This window comes from bacterium, from assembly GCA_016124905.1.
Lineage (GTDB): Bacteria > Pseudomonadota > Alphaproteobacteria > Rickettsiales > RI-342 > RI-342.
Genome location: WGMV01000041.1, coordinates 1 through 16,509 on the forward strand (window position 1 = coordinate 1; position 16,509 = coordinate 16,509).

The window sequence follows — 16,509 nt, forward strand, 5'->3', positions numbered from 1 at the left end:
ATAGGCCGTGTATTTCGCACCGCCAGCCTTGGCCAGCGTCTTCGTAATCGCAGCCGTCAACGACGTCTTGCCATGGTCAACGTGACCAATCGTCCCAATGTTTACGTGCGGCTTATTCCGCTCAAACTTCTCTTTTGACATTTCACTTCATCCACTTGCAACAGGTTGATTTTAGCGTTTGCGGCGTTGCCGTGCTGGAGCGGGTGAAGGGAATCGAACCCTCACCATCAGCTTGGAAGGCTGAGGTTCTACCATTGAACTACACCCGCGCTTGGTCACCTGCCTTGGATGTGTTTGCCTGTGTGCACCGCAGGTAAACACAGCTTGAAACAGGTGACGGCACCAGCAAGGCATTCGCTATGCTTTGCTAGGGCGCTTTATAGCTGGCACCCCCTAAAATGCAAGCCCCAGCATGGAAGACATTTGCATTGGCATGCTTTTGTTTTACGAAGGCGGCATAATTATATTGCGCTGCACAAGGCAAAGATTTTGCGTGATGCGATGGATGGGCGTATAATAAGCTGCTTATATAAGGCTGGTCGAGTTGCTGTATGCGCACTTCGGACGATGAAGTGATTCAGGATAAATTGAAAGAAGCTGGTTTGCGCCCGACGCAGCAGCGCGTGCTGCTGGCGCGAAAAATCTGGGGCACCGGGCACCGGCATATCACAGCTGAATGTTTGTATCAGGAAGTGCGGGATTCAGAAGGAAGCGTTTCGCTGGCCACCGTCTATAACACCCTGCATCAGTTCACCGAGGCCGGTTTGCTGAAAGAGATACGTATCGATGGCGATCGCTGCATGTATGACACCAATGTGTGCGCGCATCATCACTTCATGAATATCGAGACGGGGGTGCTTCAGGATATCGCATTCGGCGATATCCAGGTGAGTGCCATTCCGGATGCGCCTGAAGGTACATGTGTCAGCGGCATCGAGGTGATCGTCCGCATCAAATCAAAGCTGAATTAGCCTAACGCCCGTGCCCGTTCAGCTGCAGTAGTTCGTGCACGGTAATCAGTGCGGGTATCAGCGGGATCAGTGGCAGGAACACCACTCCCAACCTTGCCAGAACCCTCCATGCCATATGAGAGCAATTGGGCGCGCAGCGCCAGATGGAAACGAGCAACCATGTCTCGTACACCAGTTGAAGCATGGCAAGGATGACGCTGTCGTTCCGCAATAGCGTGTAAAGCAGCAGTTCAGGCACCGCGCCGTAGAGCCAAAAGACTTTCCAGAGCGGAGCCTTTCCCTGCCATGCAAGCCTGATGGCGTTAATAGCGGTAATGCTCAGGCTTAAAGGGACCTTCCTGATGAACGCCGAGGTAGGCGGCCTGTTCTTTCGACAGTTTGGTAAGCTTCACGCCAAGCTTGTCAAGGTGGAGGCGGGCCACTTTCTCATCCAGCTTCTTTGGCAGTATGTAGACTTTCTGCTCATAGCTTTCGGCGTGGCTCCAGAGCTCGATCTGCGCCAGCACCTGATTGGTGAAGCTCGTGGACATTACAAAGCTCGGGTGGCCGGTTGCGCAGCCAAGGTTCACCAGACGGCCCTTGGCCAGCACGATGAGGCGTTTGCCGTCGGGGAATTTCACTTCATCCACCTGCGGCTTGATCTCGTCCCACGGGTAGTTGCGCAGGGCGGCAATCTGGATTTCGCTGTCGAAATGGCCGATATTGCAGACGATGGCGCGATCTTTCATCGCACGCATGTGGTCGATGGTGATGATATCGGCATTGCCGGTGGCGGTGACGAAGATGTCGCCTTGCGGAGCGGCTTCTTCCATTGTGGTGACCTGATAGCCGTCCATGGCGGCCTGAAGGGCGCAGATGGGATCGATCTCGGTAATCAGCACGCGGGCGCCCTGGCCTTTAAGGGCGGCGGCGGTGCCTTTGCCCACATCGCCGAAGCCGGCGACGACGGCGATTTTGCCGGCGAGCATTACATCGGTGGCGCGTTTGATGCCATCAATGGCGCTTTCACGGCAGCCGTAGAAATTGTCGAATTTGGATTTGGTGACGGAGTCGTTCACGTTGATGGCCGGGCAGGCGAGCTTGCCTTCCTGCGCCATGCGGTAGAGACGGGCGACGCCGGTGGTGGTTTCTTCGGAAATACCACGCACCTGTTTGATGAGATCGGGGTATTTTTCATGCATGATGACGGTGAGGTCACCGCCGTCATCGAGAATCATGTTCGGCGTCCAGCCGTTCGGGCCTTCGATGGTCTGGATGACGCACCATTCGTATTCCTCTTCCGTTTCACCTTTCCAGGCGAAAACGGGAATGCCTTCAGCGGCGATGGCGGCGGCTGCATGATCCTGCGTGGAGAAGATGTTGCAGCTGCTCCAGCGCACTTCGGCGCCGAGTTCCACCAGCGTTTCGATCAATACGGCCGTCTGGATGGTCATGTGCAGGCAACCGGCGATGCGTGCGCCTTTCAGCGGGGCTTTGCCCTTATATTCCGCGCGAAGGGCCATCAGGCCCGGCATTTCGGTTTCAGCGATGCTGATTTCCTTGCGGCCCCAGGCTGCCAGGCCGATATCGGCCACTTTGTAATCGGAAAAACTGGATTTTTTGGCGGCACTGGCGGTCATGAAAGGCTCCTTATCGAAAATTCCCTTCGTCATTAACCCCTTGGCCGCATGGCTGCAAGCAAAACCCGGGTATGTAGGTAGAGAGTGTCATAAACTCGTCATGGAAATGAAATTGACAGTCATTCGCAACAAGGCTATCCGCTATGCTTCACTTAATGAGAATGACTCGCAACATGTCCGACTCAGGTTTAGCCACTATCAGTAACGACGAATGGAACGCATGCCTGGATAAGGCAAAGCAGGTTTATGCCGTCACGCGGCTCATCACCTTTCCGAGGCTTGTCTTGTTCAGTAATATGTGGAGCCCGGAGGCGGAAATTCTGATGGGGCGGTTGCTGCATACGCCCCATGGCCCGGCGGAAATTGCGCGGGGCATATTCGATGTCACGCATGAGCCGTTTTTTGCCAAATATTATTCCCAGCTGAAAATAAGCGGGCGGGAAAGCGCCCTGTTGAAAATGGTCGAAGACGGCGCACCGGGCAAGCTGATGGGACGTCTGAAAATGACCCAGCATTTTCTGGAACTGCAAGACCATAGCCCCGAGGAGATGGTGCCTTTTATTGAAGCATTCGACAAGACGGGCGGCTTCGATAACCAGGACGGCAAAGGCGCATGGTTACCCCTGCTGCTGCAAACGGCGGCGGAAACAGCAGTCGGAGAGCTTAACGAGAATCGCGATATGTTCCTCAGGCTTCTTGTGCTGGCAACCTATGTTGCAGAGCATATCGGCACCACGCCGGGTTATCATCCGCTGTGGGACCCAATGCATGTGCATGAAGGCGCGGGCTACATGCTTGCCAACACACCTTTCGAGCCCTTGAGTGATGACTGGCAATCCATACAGGATGGCTTGCTTCAGGATATGCAGCAGGACCCGCATTGGCAGCCACTGATGCTGACATTGGCCGCGCAGGCGTTGCGGCGGGGTTTCGGCATCGAGGCCGGTGGCCATATGGCAGGCAACGAAAAGCTTGGCGAGGCAGGCAGCGAAGCGGAGCGTCATCAGATGTTTCGTATGTATCCCTGCGCGGAGCAGGCTGTTTACAAAACCACGGATATGCCTGCAAACCGCCGCACGGCCTATTTCATTGAGCGCATTGCCAACGATAATAAGGTGAAGCTGACAGACTACAGCGCGCTGGAAAAGGATGAGATAGCCGAGCTTGCATACCAGGCCGCCAGTGCGCTTGAGGACATGGCCGAGCAGTTGTTATCGGATGAGGCATCGCCGAGGAGTGTGGTATTGAGCGAAGCGGGGCTGCCTGTGTACCCGAGTTTGAACATGCTGAACCCGCAGGGCAACCTCATCAGCCTGCCGGAAGCGATGGGCGTTTTGTGCAATATGCTGGCTGAGAAGGGTTATGAAAGCACGTTACTGCATGATGTGCGCGACGGCATGGCGGACCGTGACGGCACATTGCTCGGCCTGATTGCCGATGGATTCAAGCTCGCTTATTCCATCAGCTAAAGGCTGAGCTGATCAAGCCCTTTTGCGACCACGCTGCCGCTTGTGTGCAGTTCCACCGGCTTGCCGTCCCACTGGTGCACCGTGCCGCCCGCGCCTTCGATGATGGGGACGAGGGCAAGGATGTCGTAGGGCTTTAAGCCTTCTTCAATGACGATATCCAGCCCGCCGCGGGCAAGCAGGCAATAGTTGTAGGCATCGCCGCCATAGAGGGTTTCTTTCGCCAGGCGCTGATGGCGGGCGAAGAAGCGTTTGCCTTCGTCGCTGAAATAATGGGGACTGGTGGTGGCCAGCCATGCGTCTTCCATACGGTAACAGCCACGGGTGCGGATGGGCTCGCCGTTGCGGGAGGAGGGCATGCCCTGCACGCCCATGTAGCGCTCTTTCAATATGGCCTGAGAGGCTGTGCCGATGACGGGCTTGCCTTTGTGGCACAGGGCAATCAGCGTCATGAACTGCGGTTTGCCCGCCATGAAGCTGCGTGTGCCGTCGATGGGGTCAATCACCCAGACATAGTCTGCGTCGATAGCCGTTTTTCCCTGTTCTTCACCCCAGATGCCGTGTGAAGGATAGGTTTTGGAAATCATTTCGCGAAGGCGCTGCTCAATGGATTCGTCCGCCAGCGTAACGGGGGTTTTATCCGACTTATAATGGCTGGCGGCACCGGCTGCGAAATAATGGCGCGCAATTTCATCGGCGGCATCGGCCAGCGTGTGTGCAAAGGCGGCAAGTTCATTCAGCATGGAAGGCATTAAACGATGCGTTCCTTGACGTAGCGGCCGGGTGCATGCTCAAGCGATTTTTTGATGGTGCGCGCAGGTATTTTTTCGCCTGCAAAGGCTTTTTGCCACTGGTTCCAATGCGGCCACCAGGAGCCCGCCGTGTGGGAGGCTTTCTCGAACCATTCTTTTGGAGAATGCGGCAGCTGCCGGTTTTCCCAGAAACAGTATTTCTGTTTGGTAGGCGGATTGATCACTCCAGCCACGTGGCCGGAATCGGCCAGCACGAAGGTGGTCGATCCGCTGAAAAGCTGCGTTGCCTTGTAGGTCGACATCCAGGGGGCGATGTGGTCTTCCTTGGTGGAGAGCATGTAGGTCGGCGTCTGGATGGTGCGCAGGTCGATTGGCGTGCCCGCTACCGTGATGCCGCCTGCTTTGACCAGCAGATTACTCTGGTACATGGAGCGCAGGTAGAAGCTGTGCATCTTGGCCGGCATGCGCGTAGCGTCGGAGTTCCAGTAGAGCAGGTCGAAGGGGAAGGGGTCTTTGCCGAGCAGGTAATTATTCACGACAAAATGCCAGATAAGGTCATTGGCGCGCAGCATGTTGAAGGTCAGCGCCATGGATTTTCCGTCGAGATAGCCGGTGGAGCTCATGCGGCGCTCCATGTTCTCCAGCTGCGCTTCATCCACGAAGATGGACAGATCGCCCGCATGGGAGAAATCCGTCAGCGTGGTGAGGTAGGTGGCGCTGGCGACGCGTTTTTCCTGACCGGTGGCCTTCAGATGCGCCAGCAGGATGGACAGCAAGGTTCCACCCAGGCAATAGCCGATGATGGAGGTGGATTTGCTGCCAGTGGTTTTTTCAATCACGTCAAGCGCGGCGAGCGGGCCTTCCTTCAGGTAATCGTCGAAGCTCTTCTCGCGGTGGCGCTCGTCGGGGTTTACCCATGAAATCACGAATACTGTGTGTCCCTGTTCCACCAGCCAGTGAATGAAGCTGGATTCCTTTCGCAGGTCGAAAATATAGAATTTATTGATCCATGCCGGGCAGAGAAGCAGCGGCGTCTGATATACCTTGTCGGTTGCCGGTGTGTACTGGATGAGCTGCATCAGGTCGTTCTCATAAACCACCTCACCGGCGGAAGCGGCGATGTTCTCGCCGACCTTGAAGGCTTCCAGGTCGGTCATGGAAATGCGGCCGCTGGTGACATCGGCAATCAGGTTTTCCATGCCTTTGACCAGGTTCTCCCCGTGCGTTTCGAGCGTGGCGCGCAGCGCTTCGGGATTGGTCATCAGGAAATTGCTGGGTGAAAGGGCATCCAAGAACTGTTGCGTGTAAAACCCGACCTTGCGTTTGGTGTGGCTGTCCAGCCCGTGCACGGCCTTGACGGCTTCTTCCATGCGTTTGGAGGTGAGCAGGTAGAATTGCTTGATGGTGTCAAAGGTGGGGTTGCCCCATGCGGCGTCGCGGAAGCGGCGGTCCTTGCTGTCCGGCTCGATCAAGGGAGCGGGGTTGTTGCCCACCATGCGGTCGAATGTGTAGCGCCAGAGCTTGAAATAATCTTCCATCAGGTTCATCTGCACACGGTAGACATTGGCCGGATCGGCACAAATGCGCGAAAACATCTGCATGAAGGCCGCGCCGATGTGAAGCTGGTCTTCCAGTGCCATGGGCTGCTCACCGGATTTCTCCATGAGTTTTTGCAGCAATTCCTGATATTGCGTACCCATCGCCGCCATGTTGTGGGCGAATTGTTCGAGGTCGATGCCATCATTCGGATTGGCTTGGTCTTCGGTGCGGTGGGGCTGGGCCATGAGCAAAAACCTTAAAACTACCTTAAATGGTTGTTCGTACGGGTAGGTTATACTATATATAGCATTGTAACTGTCACAAAAGTGACACGCGGGGTTTATAAATATAAAGCAGGCTTTTAGTGCGGTTTTGCGCGTAAAGCAAAGGTTTCGATGAGATTGGTTTTGGAGCGGCGTATGCGCATGCAGGGTAAAATGGCGAAACACATCGTGCTGGCGGCGCTGCTGGCAGGCACTGCCATGCTGGGCGGGTGCGAATATCTCAGCACCGAACGCACGCCGGACCCCATCAATAATGCCCGTCGTTCGCCTTCCATGAATCCCGGCGGCGACGGATATGTGCATTGGCGCACGCCCGAGGAAGAATGGCGCGCCAGCCAGCCGCAATCCGCCATGCCGCTGAGTCAGAATGTTGCGCAGATGGATGCGCCCATGCCGCCACCCGCGCCGACCATGCAGGCCGCGCCGGTGCAGCCGGTAATTGTGCAGCAGGCACCCGTGATGAGCGCGCCACTTCCGCCGCAGGCACAGGCGCAGGATGCGCAGCTAGCCAATATTGCACCGGCTTACGGTGTGCCTCCGCAGGCTTATCCGGCGGGCGGGCAGAATTTCGGCCAGCCGCAGCAATATGCCCAGGCGCAAGAGATGCAGCCCATGCCGCCCGCGATGGATCAGTATGTGGCTCCTTACAGTGCCCCGCAGGGCAGGGCGCCTTACCCCACGCTGGGGCAGGTGCCTGCCACGCCGGATGCCGCACCGCAGGGCTATTATCAGCAGCAGGTGCAGCAGCTGGAATCAGACCGCAGCTATAACCAACAGATGCAGATGAATGCGCCGCAGCCTGAGCCGTTCTATGCGCCACAGCCCGCGCCGCAATCCACCTACACGGCACCGCAAACCATGCAACAGGGCATGGCCACGCCGCAGCCGGTGAGCGCGCCGTGGTATCCCGTGCCGCCGTCGGACCCTTCCGGCCAATCTTACGCGCAGCCAGAAATGCAAAACAATGTGCAGGTTCAGCAGGCCGTTGCCGTTGCGCCTCAACTGCAGCCCCAGGCCCAACCGGTTGCTTTGCAGCAGCAACCGCAATCCCTCGGGCGTGTGCCCGCGCAGAATCCAGGCGGCCAGCAGCTGTATGCCGCGCCGGCTATCACGCTGAATCCGCCGCAAGGCTATAGCTATGGCGCGCGCCAGCTGATGCCGGTATCGCGCTACGAAGCACGCCGTGTAAGCCAGAACCAGACACAGGCGCAGACACGGCTTTATTAAGCCGCAGGATGCATGTTGGTTAATGCATTATCCTGTGTATGAGAAAATGACATTCTACAACTTATAGGAATTGATGGTGCGAAACACTGTGGTATCATCGCGCCATGCGATCATCACGTCCCAGTGCCAGCGCTGATAATCACCCTGTTCTGGTGACGGCTTATCGTCTGCTTCCTGCGACGCTAACCCTTTTTATCCTCTGCTTTTTTGCCGCTCCGTTACCACTTCCCTATCTGCAAGGGGTGGCGCCACAGATTGCCGTTATTTCCATCTTTTACTGGGGCACGTACCGGGAATCGATTTTCCCTTACTGGTTCGTGTTTCTGTACGGCCTGCTGCATGACAGTTTGCTCGGCATTCCGATCGGTACATCCTCATTTATCTATCTCGTTACTTATGTGCTGGTGGTGTTGCAGCGCGGCTTTGTGGCGGGGGGGAATTTTCTGCGCACATGGGCGCTGTTTTCCGTTTTTATTCTTGGGGTGGAGCTGGCTTACTGGTTCATCGGCACCGTCTGTTTCGGTGAGCATATAAAACTGGCTAATTTCGTGATGCAGGCGGTGCTTACCGTTTGTGTCTATCCGTGTTTCCATGGGCTGTATGGATTTATTTTCTATGTCATTACCCGTAATACTCCGTTGATACGCCATGCAAAATGATCAGAAACGGCGGCGATTTTTTACCCGGCGCAGTTTCATCCTGGGCGGGATAAAATTCGCCCTTATCGGCGCCCTTGGCAGCCGGGCCTATTACCTGCAGATCATCAAGGGCAGGGACTATCAGAGCCTGTCAGATCAGAACCGGATGAAGCTCGTTCTCTATCCGGCGGACAGGGGCATCATCCGTGATCGTTACGGCCTACCCATTACGCGTAACGAACAAAGCTGGCGGCTTTATCTGGATACATCCATGCGGCGGAAAAACCGCGAGGAGCTTTTGCGTAATCTTGCACAGATGCTCAACATTGATGCGGATGCATTTGTTAAGGCCGTGAACCGCCGGCTGCCGGTGAACCATCGTTTGCTGCTGCTTGAGCATATGGAGTGGGACCAGGTTTCCTCCATTGAGTTGCGCGCGCCAGAGCTTCCGGGCATCTTCGTGGAATCGGCCAAGCTTAGGGTTTATCCCTATCCCACCACATTCTCCCACGTGCTTGGGTATGTGGCGCCGGTGGCGGAAAAGGACCCTGAAGCCGAATTGTTCAAGCGCCTGCCGGAAATGCGCATCGGCAAGAATGGCGTTGAAAAATCCTTCGATGAGGAATTGCGCGGCGTGCCCGGCGTAAAAAGCCAGGAGGTAAATGTTACGGGGCAGATCCTGAAGGAAACACCCTATAAGGCTCCCATATCCGGCGCGGATATGTGGACCAGTCTGGATATGGAGCTTCAGTATTTCGCGCATCAGCGGCTTTCGCAGGAAAAGAGTGCGTCCTGCGTGCTTTTGGATGTGATGACGGGCGAGGTGCTCGTGTGTGCGTCCTTTCCCGGATATGACCCCAATGAGTTCGGCCGCGGCATCCGCCCCGATACCTGGAAGCGTCTGCTGAACGATATACGCGTGCCGCTGATGAACAAATCCATCGCCGGGCAATATCCGCCGGGTTCGACCTATAAGATGATGGTAGGGCTGGCGGGACTGAAGGCGGGCGTGGTGAACCCGCACACGACATTCTTCTGCCCCGGACACTTCTTCCTCGGCAATCACCGCTTCAACTGCTGGCGGCATGAAGGCCATGGCACGGTGGATTACAAGCGCGCTATTGAAGTGTCGTGCGATGTGTATTTCTACAATGTCGGCATGCGGATGCCGATTGACGATGTGAGCGCCATGGTGCGCAAGTTCGGCCCGGGTGAGTTGACGGGGGTTGAGCTGCCGGGCGAGAAGGCCGGACTGGTGCCGACCGAGGCGTGGAAAAAAAAACGCCATAAGGACATCTGGCGCAAGGGAGATAGCGTGAATGCGGCCATCGGCCAGGGCTATGTGCTGGCTACGCCAATGCAGCTGGCGGTGATGGCGGCGCGGCTCGGCACCGGCAAGGAAGTGAAGCCAACCATGCGGCGTCATCCGCAGGGCAAGCCCTATCCGAAATGGAAGGATCTTGATGTGAACCCCGACCATCTGGCGATTGCCAAGGATGGGATGTATGGCGTGGTGAACCGTGGCGGTACGGCAGCGGGAAAAAAGCTCAACCTGCCGGATTTCGATATGGCCGGTAAAACCGGTACGTCGCAAGTGACGGCGATTTCGCGCCTGAAAGGCATTCCGGCATCCGAACAGGATTGGACACAGCAGCACCATGCGTTGTTTGTTTCCTACGCGCCGACGGCCAACCCACGTTATGCCATGGCGGTGGTGGTGGAGCACGGTAAGAGCGGATCAGGCGCGGCGGCGCCGATTGCCAAGGATGTTTACACCAAGCTTTATGAACTGACCCAGGCGCGGATTGCAGGGGCAAAACCGGCGATGCCACCACCCGAACCGGAAGATGTGGGCGCCATTGTGGGGAGCATGTTGAGGTAAGATATGGCCCATAAACGACACATGATCCGCGAATGGTTGTTCGAGCGTATTCACTGGCCGCTCATCATTATCATGACGGCGCTTTGCATCGTGGGGTTCGCTTTGCTTTACTCCGCCGCCAACGGCCATTGGTCCCCATGGGCAGGAGACCAGATGATGCGCGGCGCGGTTGGGCTGGTGCTGATGGTGGGCATTACCATGCTGCCGTTGCGCTGGCTGCTCAATCTTGCCTATCCGGCTTATGCGCTTTGCCTGGTGCTGCTGGTGATTGTTGAATTGTTCGGCGTTATCGGCATGGGGGCGCAGCGGTGGATCAACCTCGGCTTTTTCGTACTTCAACCGTCGGAACCAACCAAGCTGGCGCTGATTCTTGTGCTGGCGCGGTATTTTCATCGTCTGAATTTTGAAGAGATCGGGCGCATTCTTGTGCTGGTGCCGCCGGCATTGCTGGCGCTGGTGCCGGCAGGGCTGGTGCTGCTGCAGCCCAACCTGGGCACGGCGGGCGTGCTGATGCTGATCACGGTCGGTATGTTCTGGGTAGGTGGCGTGCGCTGGTGGAAATTTGCGCTGGCCATTTCATCGGCGGCGGCGGCTATGCCTGTGGCGTGGCATTTTCTGCACGATTACCAGAAGCAGCGGGTACTGACCTTTTTGCATCCGGAGGCCGACCCGCTCGGGGCGGGTTATAACATTCTGCAATCGATGATCGCAATCGGATCCGGCGGGCTTTACGGCCGCGGGTTTCTGAAAGGGCCGCAAAGCCAACTGGACTTCCTGCCCGAAAAACATACCGACTTCGTGTATACCATGCTTGCGGAGGAGTTCGGCTTTTACGGCACGCTCGGCCTGCTGTCGCTTTACATCATGCTGCTGGTGTTCGCCTATCATATTGCCATGAGCTGCACGCACCATTTCGGCCGGATGGTGGCACTGGGGGTCGCCATTTATTTCTTCGTGCATGTGTTCATCAACATGGCGATGGTGATGGGCATGCTGCCGGTGGTGGGGCTTCCACTGCCATTCCTGTCCTATGGCGGCACCAACATGCTCACCAGCCTTGCGGCAGTGGGGCTGCTGCTGAATGTGTATGCCAACCGGGATGAAGAATTGCAGCGCATGGCATAACCTTCGCTTTGCGAAGGACGGCGCCCGCATTAGGGGGCGGGTCCTCAAGGGGCCAGCGCGCTGCGCGCTGTTTCCTCTTTTTATGTAATTATTTAGTGCGTTTCAGTATGCGCCGGGCTTCGTTGAAATCCACGGCTTTCAGAAAATGTGCAGACAGGAAATACCCTGCGCCGCCCACCGCGATGATGGCAAAAAGGACCAGCGTCTTGAGCGTGTGAGACCATTCGGAAACAAAGCCCGACCAGAAATAGGCAACGGGGCCCGACAATAACAGCAGCATAACGAGGGCTGAGATGAACTGGGCGCGCACGCGTTGTTTCACCCGTGCGTCAAAGGCCATGAGGCCTTGTTTCTTGAGGTTGCGCTGCATCATCAGCATGTCGAACCACACGGCGATGGTGCTGGCCATGGCTAGGCCCGCCGTGCCAAATATCAGCATGAAGGTGTAACCGCAGCTTACATTGATAAGCATGGACCAGATGGCGATACGCAGCGGTGTTTTGGTATCGTGGTTGGCATAAAAGCCGGGCGCATAGAGCTTCACAGTGACGAAGGCAGGCAGGCCGAGTGCGTAGGCGACCAGAGCCATGGCCGTTTGCGCTGTGTCATCCGCGCCGAATTCACCGTGCTGAAACAGCACGGCCACGATGGGATAAGCCAGCGGCAACAGCGCAAAGGTGGCGGGCAGGGTAAATAGCATGGCCATTTCCAGCGCGCGGTTCATGGTGCCGTGCGCCTGTTCGATCTCACCCAGGCGGAAATATTTGGAAAGCATGGGGAGCAGGGCGGTGCCGATGGCGATGCCGATGATGGCCATTGGGAGTTCGGTAACGCGGTCGGCGTAATAAAGATAGGTAACGGCACCCGGAATGGCGGAGGCGATCATGGTGCCGACCAGCAGGTTGATCTGCGCGACACTCGCGCCGAGAATGGCAGGGCCGGCGACTTTCAGCAGCCGCATAACCTCGGCATTGTAGCGCGGCCATTTGGGGAAAATGCGCATGCCGATGCGGCAGGTGAAATAAAACATCCAGACGGCCTGCGCGATCCCGGCCAGAAAAACGCTCCACGCCATGGCATGACCGATTTCCAGCCCAAACAGCTGAGGCAGGCCGATGAGGCCGGAAATCAGGCAGAGATTGAGCAATATGGGTGCGGCCGCGCCTGCGGCGAACTTGTTCTCGCTATTGACCATGCCGGTAAAAAGTACCGTCAGGGACATGCACATGAGATAAGGGAAGGTGATGCGGGAGAGCTCAACCGTGAGGGCGAATTTGGGCGGGTCATCGGAAAAACCGGGCGCTGCAATGTAGGTAAACCAAGGCATGGCAATGATGCAGACAATGGTGAAAAGCAGCATGAACCAGGTCATGACCGAGAGGATGTTTTCAGCAAACAGCCTGGCGGCCTCGCGGCCTTCATCCACCAGTTTGCCGGTATAAAGCGGCACAAAGGCGGCGTTGAAGGCGCCTTCGGCAAAGAGGCGGCGCATGAAGTTGGGAAGCTTGAAAGCAACGAAGAATGCATCCGACACCATGCCCGCGCCCACCATGTTGGCCATCAGCATGTCGCGAATAAAACCCAGCACGCGTGACACCATGGTCAGCGCCCCCATGGAGGCAACGGCTTTTCCCATGCTCATCGGCATTCTCCTGTTTTCATGCCGTGCATAGCATGAAGGCGCAAAAAATCGAAAGCGAAAGCGTGCGCGCCTGGCTTTGCCGGAAAAGATGACAGGTTAATGGCCACGTGCTAGAGACGGCATGCTAGTGTTATTGCAGGTGTTATTATGGCTGCCAAGTCACCCAAAAAATCTTCCGCCAAAAAACCTTCCACCAAGCAGGTGAAGCCGCAGGATGCCGCTTCGGTTGTGGTTGCAAATGCCGCCGCTGAAAAGCCGGTTAAAGGTTCGCATGAGGCAAATATCGCGTCGCCTTCCGGTTATTCGGTCGGGTTCATGGCGTTTCACAAGGCGGGGCTTGTGATCAGCGCGCTGCTGATTCTTGCCACGATTGTCGGCTGGATCATGAAAGGCCCGACCTACGGGGTGGATTTCACCGGTGGCATGGTGCTGGAGCTGCGCACGGAAACGGCGCTGGACATCACGCAATTGCGCAAAGCGCTGGAAGAGACGCAAAAAGGCGGCGCGACCATTCAGCAGTTTGGCAGTGACAAGGACGTGATGGTGCGCCTGCAGGCATTTGAGGGCGAAAACCAGAAGGACCGCCTTGAATCTGTGAAGGCGATTATCGCCAGCGTGGCCGGGCCCGTGCAGGTGGAATATCGTAAGGTGGATTATGTGGGGCCTCAGGTGGGAAGCGAGCTGGTGCGCGGCGGCGTAATCGCCACCATTCTCTCGTTCGCGGCCATCATGGCCTATGTGTGGTTTCGCTTCGAATGGCAATATGGCGTGGGCGCGTTGCTGGCGCTGATGCACGACGCCATTTTAACGATCGGGCTTTATCTGGTGTTGCCGGTGGAGTTCAACCTCAGTTCGATCGCCGCGGTGTTAACCGTGCTTGGTTATTCGATCAACGACTCGGTGGTGATTTTCGACCGAATCCGGGAGAATATGCGCAAGTTCAAGCGTATGCCGCTGGCCGACCTGATTGACCGCAGCTTGAACGATACTCTTTCGCGCACGATTCTGACCGGCACGACGGTGGGCATTAGTCTTTCCGCGCTGGTGTTGCTTGGCGGTGCGGTGATTCGCGATTTTTGCGGGGTTATCCTGCTCGGGGTGGTGATCGGGACCTATTCCTCCATGTTTATTTCTGCGCCCGTGTTGATTTATTTCGGCCTCAAGCGCGATGCCGAAACCGCATCCGAACGTCCCGAACAGGCAGGCGCAGCAGCAGCGGCGCGTTAATATGCAGCTCTATCGTACGTTATCGGCTTTGCCGACCTCGGCGCAGGAGGGGGTGGTGGCCATCGGCAATTTTGACGGCATGCATCAGGGGCATCAGGCCGTGGTGCGCGAGGCCATGAGCAAGGCGAAGGCATTAGGCTGCCCTGCCGCTGTCATGAGTTTTTACCCGCACCCGCGTCAATATTTCGCCCCGCATGTGCCCTCGCTTGCCCTGCAGCGGCTGCATGAACGACTGGAAGCTCTGGCAGAGTTGGGCATAAGCCATGTTTATCATGTGCATTTCAACCGGCTCTTTGCTGAGCTGACCGCCGGAGCATTTGTGGAACAGGTGCTGCATGGCCAATTGAAAGCCCGGCATGTGGTGACGGGTGATGATTTTCATTACGGCAAGGGGCGTGAGGGAAATGCCGCGCGCTTGCAGGTGGACCTGGAAAGGTTCAGCATCGGTTACAGCCAGGCGGCGGCGGTCAGCATCAGGGATGCGCGGGTGTCTTCCAGCCATATACGCAGGTTGCTGGCGGAGGGCGACCTGTCCGGGGCGGAAGCCATGCTCGGGCGCCCGTTCCTGATGGCGGGCCATGTGAAGCAGGGAGACCAGCGCGGCCGGCTGCTTGGGTTTCCTACGGCGAATTTATCTCTTGCCGCTTATACGGTTCCCCATCATGGCGTGTATGTTGTGACGGGTAAGCTGGCGAAGGAGGAGCGCTGGATGCGCGGGGTAGCCAATATCGGCGTGAGGCCGACATTCGATGGGTTGAGCGCGCCCAGACTGGAAGCGCATTTCCCCGGTGAAAGCGGAAACTGGTACGGCCAGCGCCTGCAGGTGCGGCTGCATGCATTTTTGCGGCCAGAAATAAGGTTTGATGGTATGGATGCACTGAAAACGCAAATCGCCCGTGATATGGACGATGCGCAACGATACTGGAGTCAATACCCATGAAATGGGCCAACTCTCAACAAGGGCTGTTGCCGCTTGGGCTGGCCGTGGCGCTTCTGGCTGGTGTCATGGACCAGGTGAGCAAGCACTGGCTGCTCTATGGCAAAGGGCTGATAAACGGCCGGGCGTATGAGGTACTGCCGTTCTTTAATCTCGTGATGGTGTGGAACCACGGGGTCAGCTTCGGGTTGTTCGCCAGTGGTTCGGACAATACGCGCAATACCCTGTTGATTGTGGCATCCCTGATCGTCATTGTGCTGACCTGGGCGCTTTTCCGCACGCGGGTGCGGTTTCTGGCGGTTGCTATGGGGCTTATCATCGGCGGGGCCATTGGCAACATGATAGACCGGGTAAGGTTTGGCGCGGTGGCGGATTTTTTTGATATGCATGTAAACGGTTATCACTGGCCTGCCTTTAATGTGGCGGATAGCTGTGTGTGCGTGGGGGTGGCCCTGCTTTTATTTGATAGTTTATTCCTAGAGCCGAAAAGAAAGCAACCGGTGGTGTAACAACGTGGGATTAACCTGGGGTTATGAATAAAAAAACAGCGTTCATTATATGTGCGGTCCTGCCGTTGGTGCTGACCGGGTGCGACGATACAAAGCGCGCGCTGGGGTTTTCCAAACGCGCGCCGGATGAGTTCAAGGTATTGACCAATCCGCCGCTTTCCATGCCGGAGGCCTATGATCTCAGGGCACCACGCCCCGGTGAGCTGGGGCCCACGCATGAGGAAACGGTGGCGCGGGCGCAAAAGGCGCTGACTGGAACCAGTGGTACGGCGTCCGATGGTCTGTCCGGCGATGAAGAGGCCTTGTTGAGCAAGGCGGGTGCCGCGAAGAGCTCGGATAATATTCGCCTGCAGCTGCTGAAGGAGCAAGGGAAAGACGAAAAAACCGATTCCCTCTGGACCAAGTTCAAGGAAGGCCGCCTGCTGGTGGACAACCCGAACGGGGAAGTGAAGGGCGATACGATCGACCCGAAAAAGGAAGCGTCCAAACATCCTGAAACCAGCCCTGATATTGAAAAGCGGCCGGAAGGGTATATCGACCCCGAGAATGACCCGACGAAACTGGCGCCGCCGGAAGACAGCAAGAATTTCGGTTTTGGTGTTTTCAACAAGAAGCCCAAAAAAGTCGATGAAGGCGATAAGGACGAATAGGCTGTTTGGGCAAAGGCTTTGGCTTGTGCTTAGTCGTGTCT

At 56.8% G+C, this 16,509-nt stretch carries 15 protein-coding genes and 1 tRNA gene; 10 read left to right on the plus strand and 6 right to left on the minus strand.

The window, feature by feature from the left end:
- Window positions 1-141: elongation factor Tu (tuf, locus tag GC177_10165; GenBank protein ID MBI1276316.1), on the minus strand; the 141-nt coding region annotated here is incomplete at its 3' end.
- 54 nt (window positions 142-195) lie between these two features.
- Window positions 196-269: transfer RNA gene (locus tag GC177_10170), tRNA-Gly, on the minus strand.
- A gap of 282 nt (window positions 270-551) precedes the next feature.
- Between GC177_10170 and GC177_10175 the strand changes: the two genes are divergently transcribed.
- On the plus strand, window positions 552-971 hold the full coding sequence (locus GC177_10175) for a transcriptional repressor (protein ID MBI1276317.1): 420 nt from the start codon (window positions 552-554) through the stop codon (window positions 969-971).
- Window positions 972-1,273: 302 nt separating this feature from the next.
- On the opposite strand, the gene GC177_10180 is transcribed toward GC177_10175, so the two are convergent.
- Window positions 1,274-2,590, minus strand: a complete 1,317-nt coding sequence (locus GC177_10180) for an adenosylhomocysteinase (GenBank protein ID MBI1276318.1) — start codon at window positions 2,588-2,590, stop codon at window positions 1,274-1,276.
- 173 nt (window positions 2,591-2,763) lie between these two features.
- On the opposite strand from GC177_10180, the gene GC177_10185 reads away from it, so the two are divergent.
- Complete coding sequence (locus GC177_10185) at window positions 2,764-4,059, plus strand: hypothetical protein (protein ID MBI1276319.1); 1,296 nt, start codon at window positions 2,764-2,766, stop codon at window positions 4,057-4,059.
- Here the strand turns inward: GC177_10185 and GC177_10190 are convergent.
- On the minus strand, window positions 4,056-4,808 hold the full coding sequence (locus GC177_10190) for a histidinol phosphate phosphatase (GenBank protein MBI1276320.1): 753 nt from the start codon (window positions 4,806-4,808) through the stop codon (window positions 4,056-4,058). The two genes, GC177_10185 and GC177_10190, sit on opposite strands and share 4 nt — an antisense overlap.
- Entirely contained in the window at window positions 4,808-6,517 is a 1,710-nt protein-coding gene (gene phaC, locus GC177_10195) for a class I poly(R)-hydroxyalkanoic acid synthase (GenBank protein ID MBI1276321.1), read from the minus strand. Before phaC ends, GC177_10190 begins: the two co-directional genes overlap by 1 nt.
- 249 nt (window positions 6,518-6,766) lie before the next feature.
- Between phaC and GC177_10200 the strand changes: the two genes are divergently transcribed.
- The 4 genes from GC177_10200 (at window position 6,767) to rodA (ending at window position 11,503) form a co-directional block, all read left to right on the plus strand.
- Window positions 6,767-7,858 (plus strand): hypothetical protein, encoded by a 1,092-nt coding sequence (locus GC177_10200; GenBank protein ID MBI1276322.1) that lies wholly within the window; start codon window positions 6,767-6,769, stop codon window positions 7,856-7,858.
- 104 nt (window positions 7,859-7,962) lie between these two features.
- Window positions 7,963-8,517, plus strand: a complete 555-nt coding sequence (locus GC177_10205) for a hypothetical protein (GenBank protein ID MBI1276323.1) — start codon at window positions 7,963-7,965, stop codon at window positions 8,515-8,517.
- Entirely contained in the window at window positions 8,507-10,378 is a 1,872-nt protein-coding gene (gene mrdA, locus GC177_10210; protein MBI1276324.1) for a penicillin-binding protein 2, read from the plus strand. The genes GC177_10205 and mrdA overlap by 11 nt, the downstream gene beginning before the upstream one ends.
- 3 nt (window positions 10,379-10,381) lie before the next feature.
- Window positions 10,382-11,503: a rod shape-determining protein RodA gene (gene rodA, locus GC177_10215; protein MBI1276325.1), complete on the plus strand. Its 1,122-nt coding sequence runs from the start codon at window positions 10,382-10,384 to the stop codon at window positions 11,501-11,503.
- An 88-nt stretch (window positions 11,504-11,591) separates the two neighbouring features.
- Here rodA and murJ read toward each other — a convergent pair whose 3' ends face one another.
- The gene (gene murJ / locus GC177_10220; protein MBI1276326.1) at window positions 11,592-13,151 is read right to left on the minus strand and encodes a murein biosynthesis integral membrane protein MurJ; all 1,560 of its coding nucleotides are present in this window, start codon (window positions 13,149-13,151) and stop codon (window positions 11,592-11,594) included.
- A gap of 141 nt (window positions 13,152-13,292) precedes the next feature.
- On the opposite strand from murJ, the gene secF reads away from it, so the two are divergent.
- The 4 genes from secF to GC177_10240 are packed head-to-tail and all read left to right on the plus strand — an operon-like array spanning window position 13,293 to window position 16,468.
- Window positions 13,293-14,372 carry a protein translocase subunit SecF gene (secF, locus tag GC177_10225; GenBank protein MBI1276327.1) on the plus strand — a complete coding sequence of 360 codons (1,080 nt, stop codon included), beginning with the start codon at window positions 13,293-13,295 and terminating at the stop codon, window positions 14,370-14,372.
- Window positions 14,314-15,312 (plus strand): bifunctional riboflavin kinase/FAD synthetase, encoded by a 999-nt coding sequence (locus GC177_10230; protein MBI1276328.1) that lies wholly within the window; start codon window positions 14,314-14,316, stop codon window positions 15,310-15,312. Before secF ends, GC177_10230 begins: the two co-directional genes overlap by 59 nt.
- Entirely contained in the window at window positions 15,309-15,818 is a 510-nt protein-coding gene (gene lspA / locus GC177_10235; GenBank protein MBI1276329.1) for a signal peptidase II, read from the plus strand. The genes GC177_10230 and lspA overlap by 4 nt, the downstream gene beginning before the upstream one ends.
- Before the next feature lie 23 nt (window positions 15,819-15,841).
- Window positions 15,842-16,468, plus strand: coding sequence for a DUF3035 domain-containing protein (locus GC177_10240; GenBank protein MBI1276330.1), 627 nt, complete (start codon window positions 15,842-15,844; stop codon window positions 16,466-16,468).
- Window positions 16,469-16,509: the final 41 nt, after the last annotated feature.

Coding starts and splice junctions, on each gene's coding strand:
- GC177_10175 (MBI1276317.1), top strand. CDS start 552: ATGCGCACTTCGGACGATGAAGTGATTCAGGATAAATTGAAAGAAGCT.
- GC177_10185 (MBI1276319.1), top strand. CDS start 2,764: ATGTCCGACTCAGGTTTAGCCACTATCAGTAACGACGAATGGAACGCA.
- phaC (MBI1276321.1), bottom strand. CDS start 6,517: ATGGCGGCGATGGGTACGCAATATCAGGAATTGCTGCAAAAACTCATG.
- GC177_10180 (MBI1276318.1), bottom strand. CDS start 2,590: ATGACCGCCAGTGCCGCCAAAAAATCCAGTTTTTCCGATTACAAAGTG.
- rodA (MBI1276325.1), top strand. CDS start 10,382: ATGGCCCATAAACGACACATGATCCGCGAATGGTTGTTCGAGCGTATT.
- secF (MBI1276327.1), top strand. CDS start 13,293: ATGGCTGCCAAGTCACCCAAAAAATCTTCCGCCAAAAAACCTTCCACC.
- mrdA (MBI1276324.1), top strand. CDS start 8,507: ATGCAAAATGATCAGAAACGGCGGCGATTTTTTACCCGGCGCAGTTTC.
- GC177_10230 (MBI1276328.1), top strand. CDS start 14,314: ATGCCGAAACCGCATCCGAACGTCCCGAACAGGCAGGCGCAGCAGCAG.
- GC177_10190 (MBI1276320.1), bottom strand. CDS start 4,808: ATGCCTTCCATGCTGAATGAACTTGCCGCCTTTGCACACACGCTGGCC.
- GC177_10205 (MBI1276323.1), top strand. CDS start 7,963: ATGCGATCATCACGTCCCAGTGCCAGCGCTGATAATCACCCTGTTCTG.
- GC177_10240 (MBI1276330.1), top strand. CDS start 15,842: ATGAATAAAAAAACAGCGTTCATTATATGTGCGGTCCTGCCGTTGGTG.
- GC177_10200 (MBI1276322.1), top strand. CDS start 6,767: ATGCGCATGCAGGGTAAAATGGCGAAACACATCGTGCTGGCGGCGCTG.
- murJ (MBI1276326.1), bottom strand. CDS start 13,151: ATGCCGATGAGCATGGGAAAAGCCGTTGCCTCCATGGGGGCGCTGACC.
- lspA (MBI1276329.1), top strand. CDS start 15,309: ATGAAATGGGCCAACTCTCAACAAGGGCTGTTGCCGCTTGGGCTGGCC.